Raw genomic sequence first — 15,718 nt, 5'->3', positions numbered from 1 at the left:
GGCACCGGGTGGCGTCCTCAGATCCCCAGCAGGCGCCGCAGGTTCGCGGCCTCCCGCCGGGCTGCGGCCTCCGAGCGTCGGCCCAGCATGAACACCAGGCGCCGGTCGCCGTCGGCGGTCGAGAGGTACGGCGTGTGCACGAACCCGCCGCCCGCGCCGTTGTAGGACACCAGCCGGACCTCGACGCCGGTGATCCGGTCCCGCGGGACGCGGACGGTCGGGAAGAACCCGTACCTGAGCACGACGGTGTCCGGGGTGACGACGGTCCGGGTCCGGTACAGCAGCCACAGCGCCCAGGTCATGAGCAGCGCGACGACACCGACGAAGACGGCGAGCCCGGGACTGGGCCCGGTGGCCAGCTTGGTCAGGCTGAAGACGGCGAGCCACACCATGAGCGCGTCGAAGGCCACCAGCAGCACCAGCGCGAGCGCCCGCATGCGGGTGCTGATCCGCAGCACCGTGGTGCCGACACCCGGTCCGGACGGGCGGGCCGAGGTCACGAACGGCTCCCGGACATCGGTCCTCCTCGTCACAGCGGTGGGTCCCTGGGCCGAGAAGGTGCCACACCGCGCCGCCGCGCGCCGCGGAATCCGCAGAAATGGGACGTGTGGGACCATGTCGCGACCCGGCTGCCATGCTGTGCCGGTGCAGAACTACGACACCGAGGCCTGGCACGACCTGTTCGTCGCCACCGCGGGCGCGGCAGCCGCGCTGGCCGGCCTGGTGTTCGTCGCGGTCTCGATCAACATCGAGCGCATCCTCGCGCTCGCCGGCGTCCCCGAGCGGGGTCTGCAGACGGTCGTGCTGCTGCTGGGCGCGGTCGTGATCAGCGTCTTCGGGCTGGTCCCGCAGGGCACCAGCGCGCTCGGGGTGGAGGCGCTGTGCGTCAGCGCGGCGTTGCTGGCCGTGCTGCTGCTGTCCAGACGCGCGGCGTTCACCGGCATGCGCGGACATCCCGGCTGGCTGATGTCCCGGCTGCTGGTCCTGGTACCGGGCACGCTGCTGTACGCCGTCGGCGGCATCAGCCTGCTCGCCGGCGCGGGCGGCGGTCTGGCCTGGGTCCTCGCCGGCATCCTCGGCGCCCTGCTCGGCGCGGTCAGCAACGCCTGGGTGCTGCTGGTGGAGATCCTGCGCTGAGCCGTCCGGGTCTCTCGGAGACCGGGTCACGATCACATAACGTGGAGAATTACAGCCTGGTCACTACTGGAAGTGACCTTGCGGCGGCGGTACAACTACGGAGCCCCGCCGGTTCCCCGACAAACCAGCGGGGCACCACTCCCACCTCCGCCTCGCCGGGAACCCGGCGGGCGACGCCGACCGTCTAGGCTGGGCCGGACACCCGCGCGGCGCCGGACCCGCGGACGGCACGCCCGGGGGGCCGCGGCACCGGCGCGACGCGTCGCCGCCGAGCCAGGAGAACCCGTGACCACCACCCGTCCCGCACCGGCAGCCCCCACCCGGACGGGGGGTGCCGCGCCCGTGACGGCCGCGGACTTCATCGAACTCGACGACGCCTGGTGCGCGCACAACTACCACCCCCTGCCGGTGGTGATCGCGCACGCCGAAGGCGCCTGGATGACCGACGTCCACGGCACCCGCTACCTCGACATGCTGGCCGGCTACTCGGCTCTCAACTTCGGACACCGGCACCCCGACCTGGTTGCGGCTGCGGTCGAGCAGCTGGGCCGGGTGACCCTGACCTCCCGGGCGTTCCACCACGACCAGCTCGGGCTGTTCTGCGAGGAACTGGCGGACCTGACCGGGACCGAGATGGTGCTGCCCGCCAACTCGGGCGCGGAGGCCGTCGAGGCGGCCATCAAGGTGGCCCGCAAGTGGGCCTACCGGATCAAGGGCGTGCCGGAGAACCAGGCGCAGATCGTCACCGCCGGCGGCAACTTCCACGGCCGGACGATCTCGATCGTGTCGTTCTCCGACGACCCGGTCGCGGTCGCCGACTACGGGCCCTTCACACCGGGTTTCGTCAACGTCAAGTACGGCGACGCGGAGGCCCTGGCCGCCGCGCTCACGCCCGACACCGCCGCGGTGCTGCTCGAACCGATCCAGGGCGAGGCCGGCGTCGTCGTGCCGCCGGCCGGGTACCTGCGCGAGGTGCGCCGGCTCTGCGACGAGCACGGCGTGCTGCTGATCGCCGACGAGATCCAGTCCGGGCTCGGCCGCACCGGCGAGGTGCTGGCGCTGGACCACGAGGGTGTCCGCGCCGACCTGTACACGCTGGGCAAGGCGCTGGGCGGCGGCATCCTGCCGGTGTCCGCGGTGGTCGGCCGCCGGGACGTCCTCGGGGTGCTGACGCCGGGCAGCCACGGGTCGACGTTCGGCGGGAACCCGTTGGCCTGCGCGGTGGGTCGCGCCGTCGTCGCCCTGCTGCGGACCGGCGGGATGCAGCGCCGGGCCACCGAGGTCGGTGCGCACCTGCACGCCCGGCTCGGCGAGCTCGTCGGGCGCGGCGTCGCCGAGGTCCGCGGCCGCGGTCTGTGGGCGGGGGTGGAACTCGCGCCGGAGATCGGCGAGGGCCGGCCGGTGTCCGAGGAGCTGGCGCGGCGCGGCGTCCTGGTCAAGGAGACCCACGACACCACGCTGCGGTTCGCCCCACCGATCGTCGTCACCACGGACGAGATCGACTCAGCTGTCGACACTCTCGCCGCCGTGCTAGCCGAGATCCGGGGCTGAGCCGGCACGCCCGGGACCCCGGGCCGGCCCCCGGCGGGCCGGCGTCGGGTCAGGCGGCCTCGCGGGCCAGCGCCAGCAGCCGGGACGTGGCCCGCAGGTACTTCTTGCGGTAGCCGCCGCGCAGCATCTCCGGCGTGAACAGGGTGTCCAGCGGCTCCCCCGAGGCCCGCACCGGGACCGTCCGGTCGTACAGCCGGTCGATGAGCACGACCCAGCGCAGCGCGGCGGACTGGTCCGCGGTGGCGTGGACGTCACGGACGTGCACGGCGGCGACGTCCCGCACGAGGGCGCCGTAGCGGGACGGGTGCAGCCGGGCGAGCTTGCCGGTGAGCGCGTCGAAGTCGTCGAGGGTCGACCCCGGCGTCGCGTCCGCGGCGGCCAGCAGCCGGTCGTCGGGCAGCGGCCGCGGCGCGTCCGCGAGACCGGCGTGCCGGTAGTCCGGACCGTCCACCCGCAGCGTGGTGAACCGCGACGACAGGCCCTGGATCTCGCGGCGGAAGTCCTCGGCCGCGAACCGGCCCTCGCCCAGCCGGTCCGGGAGCGTGTTGGACGTCGCGGCCAGGTGCACCCCGGCGTCGGCCAGCTCGCCGAGCAGCCGGGTCATCAGCATGGTGTCCCCCGGGTCGTCCAGCTCGAACTCGTCGACGGCCACCAGGACGTGGTCCGACAGCTGCCGCACCGTCTCGGCGAAGCCGAGCGCTCCGACCAGGTTCGTGTACTCGACGAAGGTGCCGTAGGCCTTGCGCTCGGGTGGCACCTCGGCGAGCGCATGCCACAGCGAGGCCAGCAGGTGCGTCTTGCCGACGCCGAAGCCGCCGTCCAGGTACACCGCGCCGGCCTGCGGGACGGCCCGCCGGAACAGCCCGCGCCGCGGCGGTTCGGCGATCCGGCGGGCGAAGGCCGCCAGCTCGTCGAGCGCGGCCCGCTGGCTCGGTTCGGCGGGGTCCGGCCGGTAGGTCTCGAACCGGACGCCGTCGAAGCGCGGCGGCGGCACCAGCCCGGTGATCAGCTCCCGCGGGGTGACCACCGGCTCGGCGTCGACGAGGTGGGCGGGCACGGGCACCGACTGTAGAGCACGGTCCGCAGCGGCCCGGCGGGCGCGGAACGGCCGGCGACCGCGGCCGCCCCGCGCCGCCCGCGTGATGGGATGGAGCGGTGGAACGGCTCTTCTCCGGGTACCACGCGGACCCGGACGACGACGAGCTGGCGCGGTCCTACCCCTGGCCCGCCGGCCGCTGGCTGCGGGCGAACATGATCGTGTCGCTGGACGGGCGGACAGCGGTCGCCGGCCGCAGCGGCGCGCTCGGCGACGACGCCGACCGCCGGCTGTTCCAGCTGCTGCGGGACACCGCCGACGTCGTGCTGGTGGGCGCGGCGACCGTGCGCGCCGAGGGCTACGGCGGGTCCGGCGACACCCCGGAGAGCCGCGCGCGCCGGGCCCGGTGGGGTCTGGGTGACCCGCCGCCCGTCGCCGTCGTCACCCGCGGTGGGCTGGACCCTGATCTCCCGCTGTTCACCCGGACCTCGGTGCCGCCGATCGTGCTGACCACCGCCGCCGGCGCCGCGAGGCTGTCCGGCGTCCCGGCGACCGTGCTGGCCGTCGGCGACGACCGGGACGGTGACGTGGACCTGTCCCGGGCGCTCGACGCCCTGGCCGCCCGGGGTCTGCGGCACGTCGGGTGCGAGGGCGGGCCGGCCCTGCTCGGCCGGCTGGTCCGGGCGAACCTGGTGGACGAGCTGTGCCTGACCACCGCACCGGTCGTCGCCGGCGGGCCGGCCACCGAGCTGCTCGGCGGGCAGGACGGCGTCGCCGGGGACTGGCGGCTCGCGACGCTGCACCGGTCCGGCGGCCACCTGTTCACCCGGTACCTGCGGGCGCGGACGTGACGCCGGACCAGGTCACCCCCGCTCGGTGGACCCGCACCCGGCGGATTGCGAGGAGCGCGCGACGACGCCTGCGGGCCGGGCTGCTGGGCTGGCTGGCCGCGGTCCTGGCCGTGGTCGCCGGATGCAGCCTCGGGCCGTCCAGCCGGCCGCCGCTGGTCACCTCGGGGGAACCGGCTCCCCCGGCGTCGTCGGCGGCGCCCCGCACCCCGCCCACCGGCCCCGGCGGGCCGGGACGCCGCTCGGACCCGGTGCGCTGGCGGACGTGTGCGACCGGCTCCAGCGCAGAGGTCGGCGGGCGGAGGTTTCGGCTGGACTGCGCCCAGATCGAGGTACCCAAGGCCTACGACGGCCAGGACGGGGACGCGCTGACCGTCGGCATCCAGCGCGCCCGGGCCGACGGGCTGGCCGACAGCGCGCCGCCGCTGGTCGCGGTGCTCGGCGCGCCCGGCGAGAACGGCGTCGGCGCGGCCGCCTCGGTGGCCGGCAGCCTGCCTGCTGCCGTGACGGCCCGGTTCGCGGTGGTCACGCTGGACCTGCGCGGCACCGGCGACTCCGTCGGCGTCGACTGCGTGAGTCCGGCCGACGCCGGCGACCTGCTGGCCCTGGCACCCGATCCAGAGCAGGCGACGTCCGGGGACCTGCTGTCGCGGCTGTCGCGGGACCTGACGTTCGACTGCACGGACGAGGCCGGACCCGACCTCACCCGGTTCGCGACCACCCCGGCCGCCGACGACCTGGACACCGTGCGGGCGGCGCTCGGGGTGCCGGCGCTGACCTTCCTCGGCCGCGGGCACGGCGCGACGCTGGGGGCCGTCTACGCGCACCGCTACCCCGGTCGGGTGGCCGCCATGGTGCTCGACGGCCCGGCCGACCCCCGGCTCGGCCCGGACGCCACGGCGCTGGCCACCGCGGTCGCGGCGGAGAAGGCTCTCGACACGTTCGCCGCCGCCTGCGCCGGGTTCTCCGGCGGCTGCCCGCTCGGCACGGACCCGCGCGGCCGGATCACCGCGCTGGTCCAGGCACTGGGGGACGTCGGCATCACGGCCGACGGCGGGCGGCTGGTCACCGGGGGCACCGTGCTGCTCGCCCTGCTGCTCGAGCTGCCCGACCAGGACCGCTGGCCGGCGCTGGCCTCGGCGATCGCAGCCCTCGACGATGCCGATTCGGACCCCGGCCCGCTCGCCGACCTGGTCACCGGCGCCCTGGGCGGGGACGCGGTGCCGGCCCGGCTGTCCGCGGCGTTGATCTACGCCTGCAACGACACGTCGACCAGGGTGAGTGCGGCGGCCCTGACCGACGCGGTGGGCAAGGCCCGGACCGCGGCGCCGCTGTTCGGCCCGTGGGCCGCCGGGACGGTGGCACTGTGCGCCGACTGGCCGGCTCCGGCGGCCGCACTGGGACCGGTGTCCGGTGCCGGCGCACCGCCGTTCCTCGTGCTCGGGGCGGTGGATGACGTGCTGTCCCCCTACTCGGCGGTCCGGTCGCTGGCCGCCCAGATGCCGTCGGCCGTCCTGGTCAGCTGGCAGTCCGGGGCGCACGGCGCCTACCCCGCGAGCGCCTGCATCTCGGCCACCGTCGACGCCTACCTGCTGCAGCACCGGGTGCCCGCCGCCGGCACGCTCTGCCCGCCCTGACCCGCGGTCCCCGCCGGCCGGGGTCGTCGGGCCGGCGCCCGCGTACCGTCGTGGCATGGCCAGCACGAAGGTGACCAAGACCGAGGACGAGTGGCGGCGGGAGCTCGATCCGGCGGCGTACGCGGTGCTCCGCCAGGCGGCGACCGAGCGCCCGTACACCGGTGAGTACACCGACACCGAGACCGTCGGCGTCTACCACTGCCGCGCCTGCGGCGCCGAGCTGTTCCGCTCCGAGACCAAGTTCGCCTCGCACTGCGGCTGGCCGAGCTTCTACGCGCCGACCGCCGACGACAACGTCGTCCTGGTCACCGACCGCAGCTTCGGCACGGTCCGCACCGAGGTCCGCTGCGCCAGCTGCGACTCGCACCTGGGACACGTCTTCACCGGCGAGGGCTACGACACCCCCACCGACCAGCGGTGGTGCATCAACTCCGTGGCACTCCGGCTGGAGCCGGCGACCGGCTGACCGGAGCCGGCACCCGCGCTCCGCCCCGACCGCGGATCCTCGGTCCGCTCTCGCCCACGTGCCCGGTGCGGCGGTCCCGGCGAGTCGGATCCGCGTGGCTGTCGGTGTGTCGTCCTAAGGTCCGTCCATGTCGTTCTCGACCGTCCCCGGCGGCGCCGCCGATGTGCCGGTGCCCCTGGTGCCGGCCGAGTTCGGTGACGCGGTGGCCCAGTTGCAGGCCGCCAGGCTGCGTCCCGAGGTCGAGGTCTCGCCGCTGCCGGCGCCCGCCAAGCTGGCCCCGTTCAGCCATGCCCTGTCCGCCCAGGTCGCCCCGAGCGACGAGCGTCCGGAGTCCGCCAGCGGCCGGTTCGTCCTCCTGCATGACCCGAACGGCCTAGCGGCCTGGGACGGAACGCTACGGATCGTAGTGTTCCTGTCGGCCGAAATGGAGCCCGAACTGGCTCGCGACCCTCTGCTGCCGGACGTCGCGTGGAGTTGGTTGACGGACTGCCTCGAGGGCCGCGCCGCGGAGATGGTCGCTCTCGGTGGCACCGTCACCGCCACGTCGTCGACCCGCTTCGGCGACATCGCCGGCCCGCATCGCAACGATGACCTGGAGATACGGGCGTCCTGGACGGTGGCCGGACGGGACGTGGGCGCCCATCTGCAGAGCTTCGGGGACTTACTCGCTGTCGCCGCGGGTCTTCCGCCGGAGGGTGTGGCGGCGATCGGCCGAAGCGGTCCCTCGAACGTACGCGTGCCCTGATTACTGTTCGTCAACATTCGCCACATCGTGTGCTTGACCCGCTCCTGCCCGGACAACGACACTGGACACCGGGACGTCCGATCGTCGGGACAACGGGTAGGACGTCCCACCACACAGGTCGACGGTGGTGAAGTGTTCGGGGACACGTGCGACGTCGGCACACCCCTGCCATCGTGGGCCGCTTCAGTCGGGAGGCGCCATGAATGCTGCGTTGCTCGGGGTGGACACGTCCTCCCCGATCCGTTCCACGGAGGAACTACCGTCCGTCGGCACCCTGCTGCCGACCCAGCGCGGCCCGGTGCTCGACACCGGCGGCGACGTCCTGCGGAACACCACCGTCCTGATCGTGGACCCGGACCGGTCCACCCGTGAGCCGCTGCAGACCGGACTGACCGAGGTCGGCATCGGCTCGGTGCTGGTCGCCGGCTCGCTGGCCGCCGTGGAGGAGCTCACCGGCCGCGGCGAGCGTGGCGACCTGGCTCTGGTCAGCCTGGCCAACGGCGCGGACACCGTCCGGATGATCGAGTCGCTGCGGAGCGCCGGGTGGACCAGGGTGCTGGCCCTCGCGCCGACCGCCGAGATCGGCCCGGTCATCGACGCCGTCGGCGCCGGGGTGAACGGCGTGCTGATCGGCCGCCGGGCGAACCCGGCCGCCGCCACCATCCCGCACTCGATCCACGACCTGTCGTCGCGCGAGATCGAGGTCATCCGGCTGGTGGCCGACGGCCGGTCCAACAAGTGGATCGGCGACCAGCTCTCGCTGTCCGCGCTGACCGTCAAGAGCCACCTGGCGCGGATCGGCCGCAAGCTGGGCACCGGCGACCGCGCACACATGGTCGCGCTGGCCATGCGCGCGGGGGTCATCTCCTGACCACCCGGGCCGGGGTGTCCGCACCCCGGCCCGCGACCCTCGCCGCGGAGGACGTCACCACCGGGGTCACGCGTCCGCCGCGGGTCGGTGACGCGCCGCCGGCCGTCGACGCCCAGAATGGCCGGGTGACCCAGACGGCGGACGACGGCGAGGACACCTCCACGGTCGTGCCGCTGCTCGTCCCCCGGGACGGGCACCTGCAGCCGATCACCGACCCGGTGGTGCTGGCCGACTGGGCACGCCGGCTGGCCACGCCCGGCGGGCCGGTGGCGTTGGACGCCGAGCGGGCCTCGGGCTTCCGCTACGGGTCGCGGGCGTACCTGGTGCAGTTGCGGCGTGCCGACCTCGGAACCGCGCTGTTCGACCCGATCGCGCTCGGCGACCTGAGCGTGCTCGACGAGCCGCTGTCCCGGTCCGAGTGGGTGCTCCACGCGGCGAACCAGGACCTGCCGTGCCTGGCCGAGATCGGCATCCGACCCCGCCGGCTGTTCGACACGGAGCTCGCGGGCCGGCTCGCCGGGCTGCCGCGGGTGGGGCTGGGTCCGCTGGTCGAGCAGATGCTGGGGTTGGGGCTGGCCAAGGGGCACGGCGCCGCGGACTGGTCGACCCGCCCGCTGCCGCAGGCCTGGCTGGACTACGCCGCTCTGGACGTCGAGGTCCTGCTGGAGCTCCGCGACGCCATGGCCGATCTGCTCGAGCGGCAGGGCAAGACCGAGTGGGCGCAGCAGGAGTTCGCGGCGATCGTCGCCGCGCCGCCGGCCGAGCCGCGCGTCGACCCATGGCGCCGCACGTCCGGCATCCACCGGCTGCACGACCGGCGGGTGCTCGCGGTGGTGCGGGAGCTGTGGCTGGCCCGCGATGCCCTGGCGCGCCGCCGCGACCTGGCACCGCACCGGGTGCTGCCGGACTCGGCCATCGTCGCGGCCGCGCAGGCGCGGCCGTCCTCGCCGGCGGACCTGGTGGCCCTGCCGGTCTTCTCCGGGCGGGTGCAGCGACGCCAGGCGACGCTCTGGTGGGAGGCGATCGACCGGGCCCTGCGGCTGCCGGCGGCGCAGCTGCCCACCGTCACGCTGCCCTCCGATGGGCCACCCCCGCCCGGCCGCTGGTCCACCAAGGACCCGGCCGCCGCGGCCCGGCTGCAAGGGGTCCGCGCGGCGCTCGCCCTGGTCGCCGAACAGGGCGGGCTGCCGGTGGAGAACCTGCTGGCCCCCGACCTGGTGCGCCGGCTCGTCTGGTCCGCCGGCACCGAGATCCTGTCGCCGGACGCGCCGGCCGGCGGCGGGGGGCCTGGAGCTCACGGCGTCGGCGCGGCGGAGGACGGTTCCGGTTCTGGTCTCCGTGTGGACGCCTCCGACGGGGCGGCTCCGGCGGACGGGGCCGGGTCGGACGCGTCGACCGCTGACACCGCTGACACCGCCGACACTGCTGACACCGTCGACACCGTCGACACCGTCGACACCGCCGACGTGCCGGGGGCGGCCGATCCCGTGGTCCGGCGGGTGGCCGAGCGGCTGCGCACCGGCGGGGCCAGGCCCTGGCAGGTGGCGCTGACCGCCGCTCCGATCGCCGCTGCGCTGCAGGCGGCGCCCGCGCCCGCGGCCGGCTAAGTTACCGACGAGTAGGTTCTTGGGTAGCATCGCCGCGTCGGCCCTGCCGCGGCCTCCGGACACGGCCGCCGCGACGACCGGGCCGGGCCGCCGGTGGCCACAGGGACACCGGCCGGCGCACCGATCCAGTGGTGGAGGACAGCCGTGAGCACACCCCGCACGCTGCGCGACGTCGTCTTCGTCGAGGGCGTCCGTACCCCGTTCGGCCGCGCCGGCGAGAAGGGCCAGTTCGCCGAGAACCGGTCCGACGACCTGATGGTCAAGGTGATCCGGGAGCTGCTCCGGCGGCACCCGGAGCTGCCGCCCGAGCGGGTCGACGAGGTGGCCGTCGCCGCCGCCACGCAGATCGGCGACCAGGGACTGACCATCGGCCGGACGGCCGCGCTGCTGGCCGGTCTCCCCCGCACCGTGCCGGGGTTTGCCATCGACCGGATGTGTGCCGGGGCGATGACCGCCGTCACCTCGGTCGCGTCGGGCATCGTGGCGGGCGCGTACGACGTCGTGATCGCCGGCGGCGTGGAGCACATGGGACATCACCCGATGGGCGAGGGCGCGGACCCGAACCCGCGGTTCGTCGCCGACCGGCTGGTGGACCCGTCGGCGCTGGTGATGGGCGCCACCGCGGAGAATCTGCACGACCGGTACCCGCAGCTGACCCGGGAGCGCGCCGACGCCTACGCCGTGGCCAGCCAGGAGCGGTACGCCAAGGCGCTGGCCAACGGGCAGATCGAACCCGACCTGGTGCCGGTCGCCGCCCGGTCGTCGGCGAACGGCTGGGATCTGGCGATGGCCGACGAGCTGCCCCGCCCCGGCACCACGCCGGAGACGCTGGCCACCCTGCGGACGCCGTTCCGCCCGCACGGCCGGGTCACCGCCGGCAACAGCTCCGGGTTGACCGACGGTGCGACCGGCTGCCTGCTCGCGTCGGCGGAGGTGGCCGCCGAGCTCGGGTTGCCGGTGCGGATGCGCATGGTGTCCTGGGCGTTCGCCGGCGTGGATCCGGAGACGATGGGCACCGGGCCGATCCCTGCGACCGTGAAGGCGCTCGGCAAGGCCGGTCTCGGGATCGACGACATCGGGCTGATCGAGATCAACGAGGCGTTCGCCGTCCAGGTGCTGGCGTTCACCGACCACTTCGGCATCGCCGACGACGACGAGCGCGTCAACCCGTACGGCGGCGCCATCGCGCTCGGACACCCGTTGGCCTCCTCCGGGGTCCGGCTCATGACGCAGCTCGCCCGGCAGTTCGCCGAGCGCCCCGAGGTCCGGTACGGGTTGACGACGATGTGTGTCGGGCTCGGCATGGGCGGCACCGTGGTGTGGGAGAACCCGCACTGCACGGGCGGTCCCGGGGACGCCGGCCACGACGGTGTCGCCGAGAGCGCCGCCGAGAGCGCCACCGGTGCGGCCGGTGGTGACCGGTGACCGCCGGCATGGAGGTGCCGGTGCCGCAGGCACCCGCCGGTTCGGCAGGCGCCACGGATAGAGCCACGGACGCCGCCCCGGGGACCGCCCCAGACACCGCCCCGGCGACCGCAGCCCCCGACACTGTGTCGAGCGCCACCGACCCGGCGTCCGCCGGCGCCGGCCGGTCCCCGGGCGTCCGTCCCGAGGTGGTCACCCGTGCCGTCACCCGCCTGGTCCGGGTCCCCGGACTTGCCGGGCGTATCGCGCTCATCACCCTGGACAACGGCAAGGATCACACCCGGCCGTCGACCTTCGGCCCGCAGGGCCTGGCGTCGCTGAACCGGGCACTGGACGAGGCCTTCGCCGCCGCGCCTGCCGCCATCGCCGTCACCGGCAAGCCGTTCGTGTTCGCAGTGGGCGCGGACCTGTCGCAGATCGGCGCGATTCCCGATCGCGAGACGGCGCGCGAGGTCGCCGTTCTGGGGCACTCCACCTTCCGCCGGCTGCACGACAGCCCGGTGCCGACGTTCGCCTTCGTCAACGGAGCGGCGCTCGGTGGCGGCGTGGAGCTGGCACTGGCCTGCCACTACCGGACCCTGGCCGGCAACGCGGCGATGCTGGCGCTGCCCGAGGTCTTCCTGGGCATCCTGCCCGGCTGGGGCGGCACCCAGCTGCTGCCCCGCCTGGTGGGCCCCGAGAACGCGGTGACGGTGGTCGTCGAGAACCCGCTGGACACCAACCGGATGCTCCGGCCCCGGGACGCGGCCCGGCTCGGGCTGGTCGACGTGGTGCTCGATCCGGCGGACTACCTTGAGCAGTCCCTGGCCTGGGCGGCGGGCGTGGTGTCCGGCGCGGTCACGGTGCCGCGCACCGACTGGACCGCGGCCGGGCACGCCCCGGCGTGGGACGCGGCGCTGGAACGCGGGCGGATCGTCGCCGACATGCGGACCCACGGCGCGGCGCGGTCCCCCTACCGGGCCCTCGAACGGATCGCCGCCGCCCGCACCGAGGACCTGGACACCGGTCTGGCAGCGGAGGCCGACGCCCTGGCGGACCTGATCCTGTCGGAGGAGTTCCGCGCGGGGCTCTACGCGTTCGACCTGACCCAGAAGCGGGCGCGCCGCCCGGTCGGCGCGCCGGACGGCGTGTCGCCGCGGCCGATCACGAAGGTCGGTGTCGTCGGGGCCGGGCTGATGGCCGGGCAGATCGCGCTGCTGTTCGCGCAGCGGCTGCACGTGCCGGTGGTGCTGACCGACGTCGACCAGGCCCGTCTCGATCGCGGCGTGGCCGGGGTGCACCGGAAGATCGCCGAGCGGGCCGCGAAGGGCCGGGCCACCGCCGACGAGGCGAACCGGTTGACCGCGCTGGTCACCGGATCGCTCGACTACCAAGCGTTCTCGGACGCGGACGTCGTCATCGAAGCGGTGTTCGAGGAGCTGTCGGTCAAGCGGACGGTGTTGGCGGCGCTGGAGGAGGTGGTGACGCCGGACGCGCTGCTGGCCACGAACACCTCGTCGCTGTCGATCGCCGCCATGTCGGCCGAGCTGCGCCACCCGGAACGGGTGGTCGGCTTCCACTTCTTCAATCCGATCTCGGTGCTGCCCCTGGTGGAAGTGGTGCGCTCGCCCGCGACGTCGGACGTGGCGGTCGCGACCGCGCTCGACCTGGCGCGGAAGCTCAAGAAGGGGCCGGTGATCACCGCCGACGCACCGGCGTTCGTGGTGAACCGGCTGCTCACCCGGTTCATGGGCGAGATCATCGCCGCCATCGACGAAGGCACCGACCCGGCGGTCGCCGACCGCGCGCTCGCGCCGCTCGGGCTGCCGATGACGCCGATCATGCTGCTGCAACTGGTGGGCCCGGCAGTGGCGCTGCACGTGACCGAGACGCTGCACGAGGCGTTCGGCGACCGCTTCCCGGTGTCGGACAACCTGCGCCGCATCGTCGACGGCGGGTTCCGCACCCTGGTGGCCTGGGACGAGACCGGCGAGCAGGGACTGGATCCCGAGATCGCCGCGCTGTGGCAGCGCGGCGACCTGGGGTCGACCGAACAGCAGGTCCGCGACCGGGCGCTGGACGCGCTCGCCGAGGAGGCCCGGCTGATGCTCGACGAGGGCGTGGTCGCGGATGCGGCGGACATCGACCTCGCGCTGCTCACCGGCGCCGGGTGGCCGTTCTGGCTGGGCGGCATCACCCCGTACCTGGATCGGACCGGCGTGTCGGAACGGGTGACCGGACGCCGCTTTCACCCGCCGGGCGTCGGCACACTCCCGTCCTGACGTGACGCCCGACTTCCCCGGTGCAGGACCGGCCGCGGTCGCGCTCACCGCGTCCCGGTTCGCGGGTCGGGTGGCGGTGGTGACCGGAGCCAGCCGCGGCATCGGGTTGGCGGTGGCGGCGCGACTCGTCGCCGAGGGCGCGCGGGTGGTGGTCACCGGCCGGCATCGACAGCCGCTGGACGACGCGGTCGCCACACTCGGCGGTCCGGAGGTCGCGCTCGGCGTGGCCGGGCACGCCGACGACGAGAAGCACCAGCGCGCGACGATCGCCGCCGCCACCGAGCGGTTCGGGCCGGTCGACGTGCTGGTGGCCAACGCGGGCATCAACCCGGCGCACGGGCCGCTGCTCGACCTGCCCGAGGGCGCCGGCCGCAAGATCCTCGACGTCAACGTGCTGGGCACGCTGTCCTGGGTGCGGGCGGTCTGCCGGTCGGGCCTGCACGATCGCGGCGGCGCTGTGGTCCTGCTCGGCTCGGTCGCGGGCCTGCGACCCGCTCCGGGCATCGGCATGTACGGGGTGAGCAAGGCCGCGGTGGCCCAGCTCGCGGCACAGCTGGCCGTCGAGCTGGCGCCGGCGGTGCGGGTGAACGCGGTGGCGCCGGCCGTCGTCCGCACCCGCTTCGCCCGGGCGCTGTACGAGGGCCGCGAGGACCAGGTCGCCGCCGCGTACCCGCTGGGCCGGTTGGGCGAGCCGGAGGACGTCGCCGCCGCCGTCACCTTCCTGGCCTCCCCCGACGCCGCCTGGATCACCGGCCAGACGCTCGTCGTCGACGGCGGTCTGACGGTGACCGGCGGCCCTGGCTGAGACGGGACGCGACCAGGGCATTGAGTCACCGGCCGGACGCCGATCTTTACGGGGTGCTGATGGTGCCCGCCGGGCCCGGCTGAGACGGATGCGACCTGCTCATCCACAGCTTGTCTCGGGCAGTCAGCGGCTGGTGGTGGGCGGTCCCGTCGGATCCACCGGGCCGCCTTGCTGGTGGGTCTCCCAGAAATCCGTCGGGTGCCAGACGATGCAGGTCTCGGCACGCGTGGTGACGAGTCGGTCGTGGTCGGCACCCAGCGTGAGGGTCACCGGCCCGGCGGTCGGGCCGAGCAGCGCCTCCGCGGCGGCCATCACCCGAGGCTGGTCCGTGCCGAACGAGGTCCATCCCTGCGGGGTCCGGGTGATCTGCGTGAGCCGGACCTGCTCGTCCCGGGCGTCCCACCGAGCAACCACCCGCTCCCCGCCGTCGTCGAGCAACACCCGACCGGAGACGTCGAACTGCACCGTCACGCGCCCGGACCCGACCGGTGCGAGTCCCCTGCACCCCCGCATCGACACCTCGTCGGCCTGCCACCGAGACCCCCACACCCAGCGCCCCCGGTCCCCCTCCGGTCCGCTGGACACCGGCATCGGATCCGGCCCGGGCAGGGAGGGCACCGGGTAGCCGCTCGACGAGGACGAGGGGAGGTAGTCCTGCCCGGGTGGCGGCAGCGACGCCGACGGGCCCGCCGGCGAGGCATGGACGGTCCACCCCGGCTCCGTCGGTGACGGGGACGCGGACGTGCCGGTGGACACCGCGGCCGGTGGGTGCGTCGGCGCGGATGCGGATCCGACCCCCGTCGCTACCGTCGCCGTCGCGCCGTCCGCTGCGGACGACGCCGGCGACGCGGCCGGGGACGCGGGCGCTCCCGAGCCGGGTGCGCCCCTCGCCGATGAGGCGCCGACCGCACCGGACGACGCGTCCCCGGCCCGGGGAGCCGACGCCGCACCGCTCGAGGACGGCTCCGTGACGGCCGCACCGGTCGGCACCGCCGCCGCGCCGCCGGGTCTCGCGCAGGCGGCGACCATCAGCAGGACGGCCAGCACGGACGCCGCCGCCGCCGACACCCGCCACCGATCCGCCATCGTGTCCCCTCTCGATCCCGCGCACCCCGCCTTATCCGGTGTGGCCGGGCCAGCGTGCGCGCCGGGCGATCACGGCGCAATGCCTCTCCGGGACCCTGTGGACAGATCCACCGTTGGTGGAGAAGTTCCGCTGACGCGCACGCTGGGGACGGCTCCGGGGCGACCGTGGCCGGGAGCCCTAGGTGTACTGCCCAGGGAGGTTGGTCAATCTGGTGATGGGTGGTTGACCTCCGATGGCGGTGT

General features: G+C 74.9%; 14 protein-coding genes. 11 read left to right on the top strand and 3 right to left on the bottom strand.

What is annotated here, in order from left to right; all coding sequences use genetic code 11:
* Nucleotides 1-17: 17 nt before the first annotated feature.
* Complete coding sequence (locus IEY37_RS20315; protein WP_188944760.1) at nt 18-533, bottom strand: YdbT family protein; 516 nt, start codon at nt 531-533, stop codon at nt 18-20.
* Nucleotides 534-645: 112 nt separating this feature from the next.
* Between IEY37_RS20315 and IEY37_RS20310 the strand changes: the two genes are divergently transcribed.
* Nucleotides 646-1,137 (top strand): hypothetical protein, encoded by a 492-nt coding sequence (locus IEY37_RS20310; RefSeq protein ID WP_188944759.1) that lies wholly within the window; start codon nt 646-648, stop codon nt 1,135-1,137.
* 342 nt (nt 1,138-1,479) lie between these two features.
* Nucleotides 1,480-2,688: an ornithine--oxo-acid transaminase gene (gene rocD, locus IEY37_RS20305; protein WP_188944801.1), complete on the top strand. Its 1,209-nt coding sequence runs from the start codon at nt 1,480-1,482 to the stop codon at nt 2,686-2,688.
* Nucleotides 2,689-2,737: 49 nt separating this feature from the next.
* Here rocD and zapE read toward each other — a convergent pair whose 3' ends face one another.
* The gene (zapE, locus tag IEY37_RS20300) at nt 2,738-3,745 is read right to left on the bottom strand and encodes a cell division protein ZapE (protein ID WP_188944758.1); all 1,008 of its coding nucleotides are present in this window, start codon (nt 3,743-3,745) and stop codon (nt 2,738-2,740) included.
* A 98-nt stretch (nt 3,746-3,843) separates the two neighbouring features.
* Between zapE and IEY37_RS20295 the strand changes: the two genes are divergently transcribed.
* The 9 genes from IEY37_RS20295 (at nt 3,844) to IEY37_RS20255 (ending at nt 14,389) form a co-directional block, all read left to right on the top strand.
* Complete coding sequence (locus IEY37_RS20295; RefSeq protein WP_188944757.1) at nt 3,844-4,575, top strand: pyrimidine reductase family protein; 732 nt, start codon at nt 3,844-3,846, stop codon at nt 4,573-4,575.
* Nucleotides 4,572-6,209 carry an alpha/beta hydrolase gene (locus IEY37_RS20290; protein ID WP_188944756.1) on the top strand — a complete coding sequence of 546 codons (1,638 nt, stop codon included), beginning with the start codon at nt 4,572-4,574 and terminating at the stop codon, nt 6,207-6,209. Before IEY37_RS20295 ends, IEY37_RS20290 begins: the two co-directional genes overlap by 4 nt.
* Before the next feature lie 55 nt (nt 6,210-6,264).
* Nucleotides 6,265-6,675 carry a peptide-methionine (R)-S-oxide reductase MsrB gene (gene msrB, locus IEY37_RS20285; RefSeq protein WP_188944755.1) on the top strand — a complete coding sequence of 137 codons (411 nt, stop codon included), beginning with the start codon at nt 6,265-6,267 and terminating at the stop codon, nt 6,673-6,675.
* 127 nt (nt 6,676-6,802) lie between these two features.
* Nucleotides 6,803-7,420 carry a DUF3000 domain-containing protein gene (locus IEY37_RS20280; RefSeq protein ID WP_188944754.1) on the top strand — a complete coding sequence of 206 codons (618 nt, stop codon included), beginning with the start codon at nt 6,803-6,805 and terminating at the stop codon, nt 7,418-7,420.
* 199 nt (nt 7,421-7,619) lie between these two features.
* Nucleotides 7,620-8,291, top strand: coding sequence for a helix-turn-helix transcriptional regulator (locus IEY37_RS20275; RefSeq protein WP_188944753.1), 672 nt, complete (start codon nt 7,620-7,622; stop codon nt 8,289-8,291).
* 125 nt (nt 8,292-8,416) lie between these two features.
* On the top strand, nt 8,417-9,898 hold the full coding sequence (locus tag IEY37_RS20270; protein ID WP_188944752.1) for a ribonuclease D: 1,482 nt from the start codon (nt 8,417-8,419) through the stop codon (nt 9,896-9,898).
* A 144-nt stretch (nt 9,899-10,042) separates the two neighbouring features.
* Nucleotides 10,043-11,323, top strand: coding sequence for a thiolase family protein (locus tag IEY37_RS20265; RefSeq protein ID WP_188944751.1), 1,281 nt, complete (start codon nt 10,043-10,045; stop codon nt 11,321-11,323).
* Nucleotides 11,324-11,448: 125 nt separating this feature from the next.
* Nucleotides 11,449-13,584: a 3-hydroxyacyl-CoA dehydrogenase NAD-binding domain-containing protein gene (locus IEY37_RS20260; protein ID WP_229674707.1), complete on the top strand. Its 2,136-nt coding sequence runs from the start codon at nt 11,449-11,451 to the stop codon at nt 13,582-13,584.
* Nucleotide 13,585: 1 nt separating this feature from the next.
* Nucleotides 13,586-14,389: an SDR family oxidoreductase gene (locus tag IEY37_RS20255; protein WP_188944750.1), complete on the top strand. Its 804-nt coding sequence runs from the start codon at nt 13,586-13,588 to the stop codon at nt 14,387-14,389.
* Nucleotides 14,390-14,512: 123 nt separating this feature from the next.
* Here IEY37_RS20255 and IEY37_RS20250 read toward each other — a convergent pair whose 3' ends face one another.
* Nucleotides 14,513-14,860 (bottom strand): hypothetical protein, encoded by a 348-nt coding sequence (locus IEY37_RS20250; RefSeq protein WP_188944749.1) that lies wholly within the window; start codon nt 14,858-14,860, stop codon nt 14,513-14,515.
* Nucleotides 14,861-15,718: the final 858 nt, after the last annotated feature.

Source organism: Nakamurella endophytica (genome assembly GCF_014646215.1).
Classification (GTDB): Bacteria; Actinomycetota; Actinomycetes; order Mycobacteriales; family Nakamurellaceae; genus Nakamurella; species Nakamurella endophytica.
This window is presented reverse-complemented; position numbering and strand designations above follow the sequence as displayed.

Bases quoted from the DNA above. Each gene is read 5' to 3' on its own strand.
- msrB (WP_188944755.1), top strand. From the start codon at position 6,265: ATGGCCAGCACGAAGGTGACCAAGACCGAGGACGAGTGGCGGCGGGAG.
- IEY37_RS20280 (WP_188944754.1), top strand. From the start codon at position 6,803: ATGTCGTTCTCGACCGTCCCCGGCGGCGCCGCCGATGTGCCGGTGCCC.
- IEY37_RS20275 (WP_188944753.1), top strand. From the start codon at position 7,620: ATGAATGCTGCGTTGCTCGGGGTGGACACGTCCTCCCCGATCCGTTCC.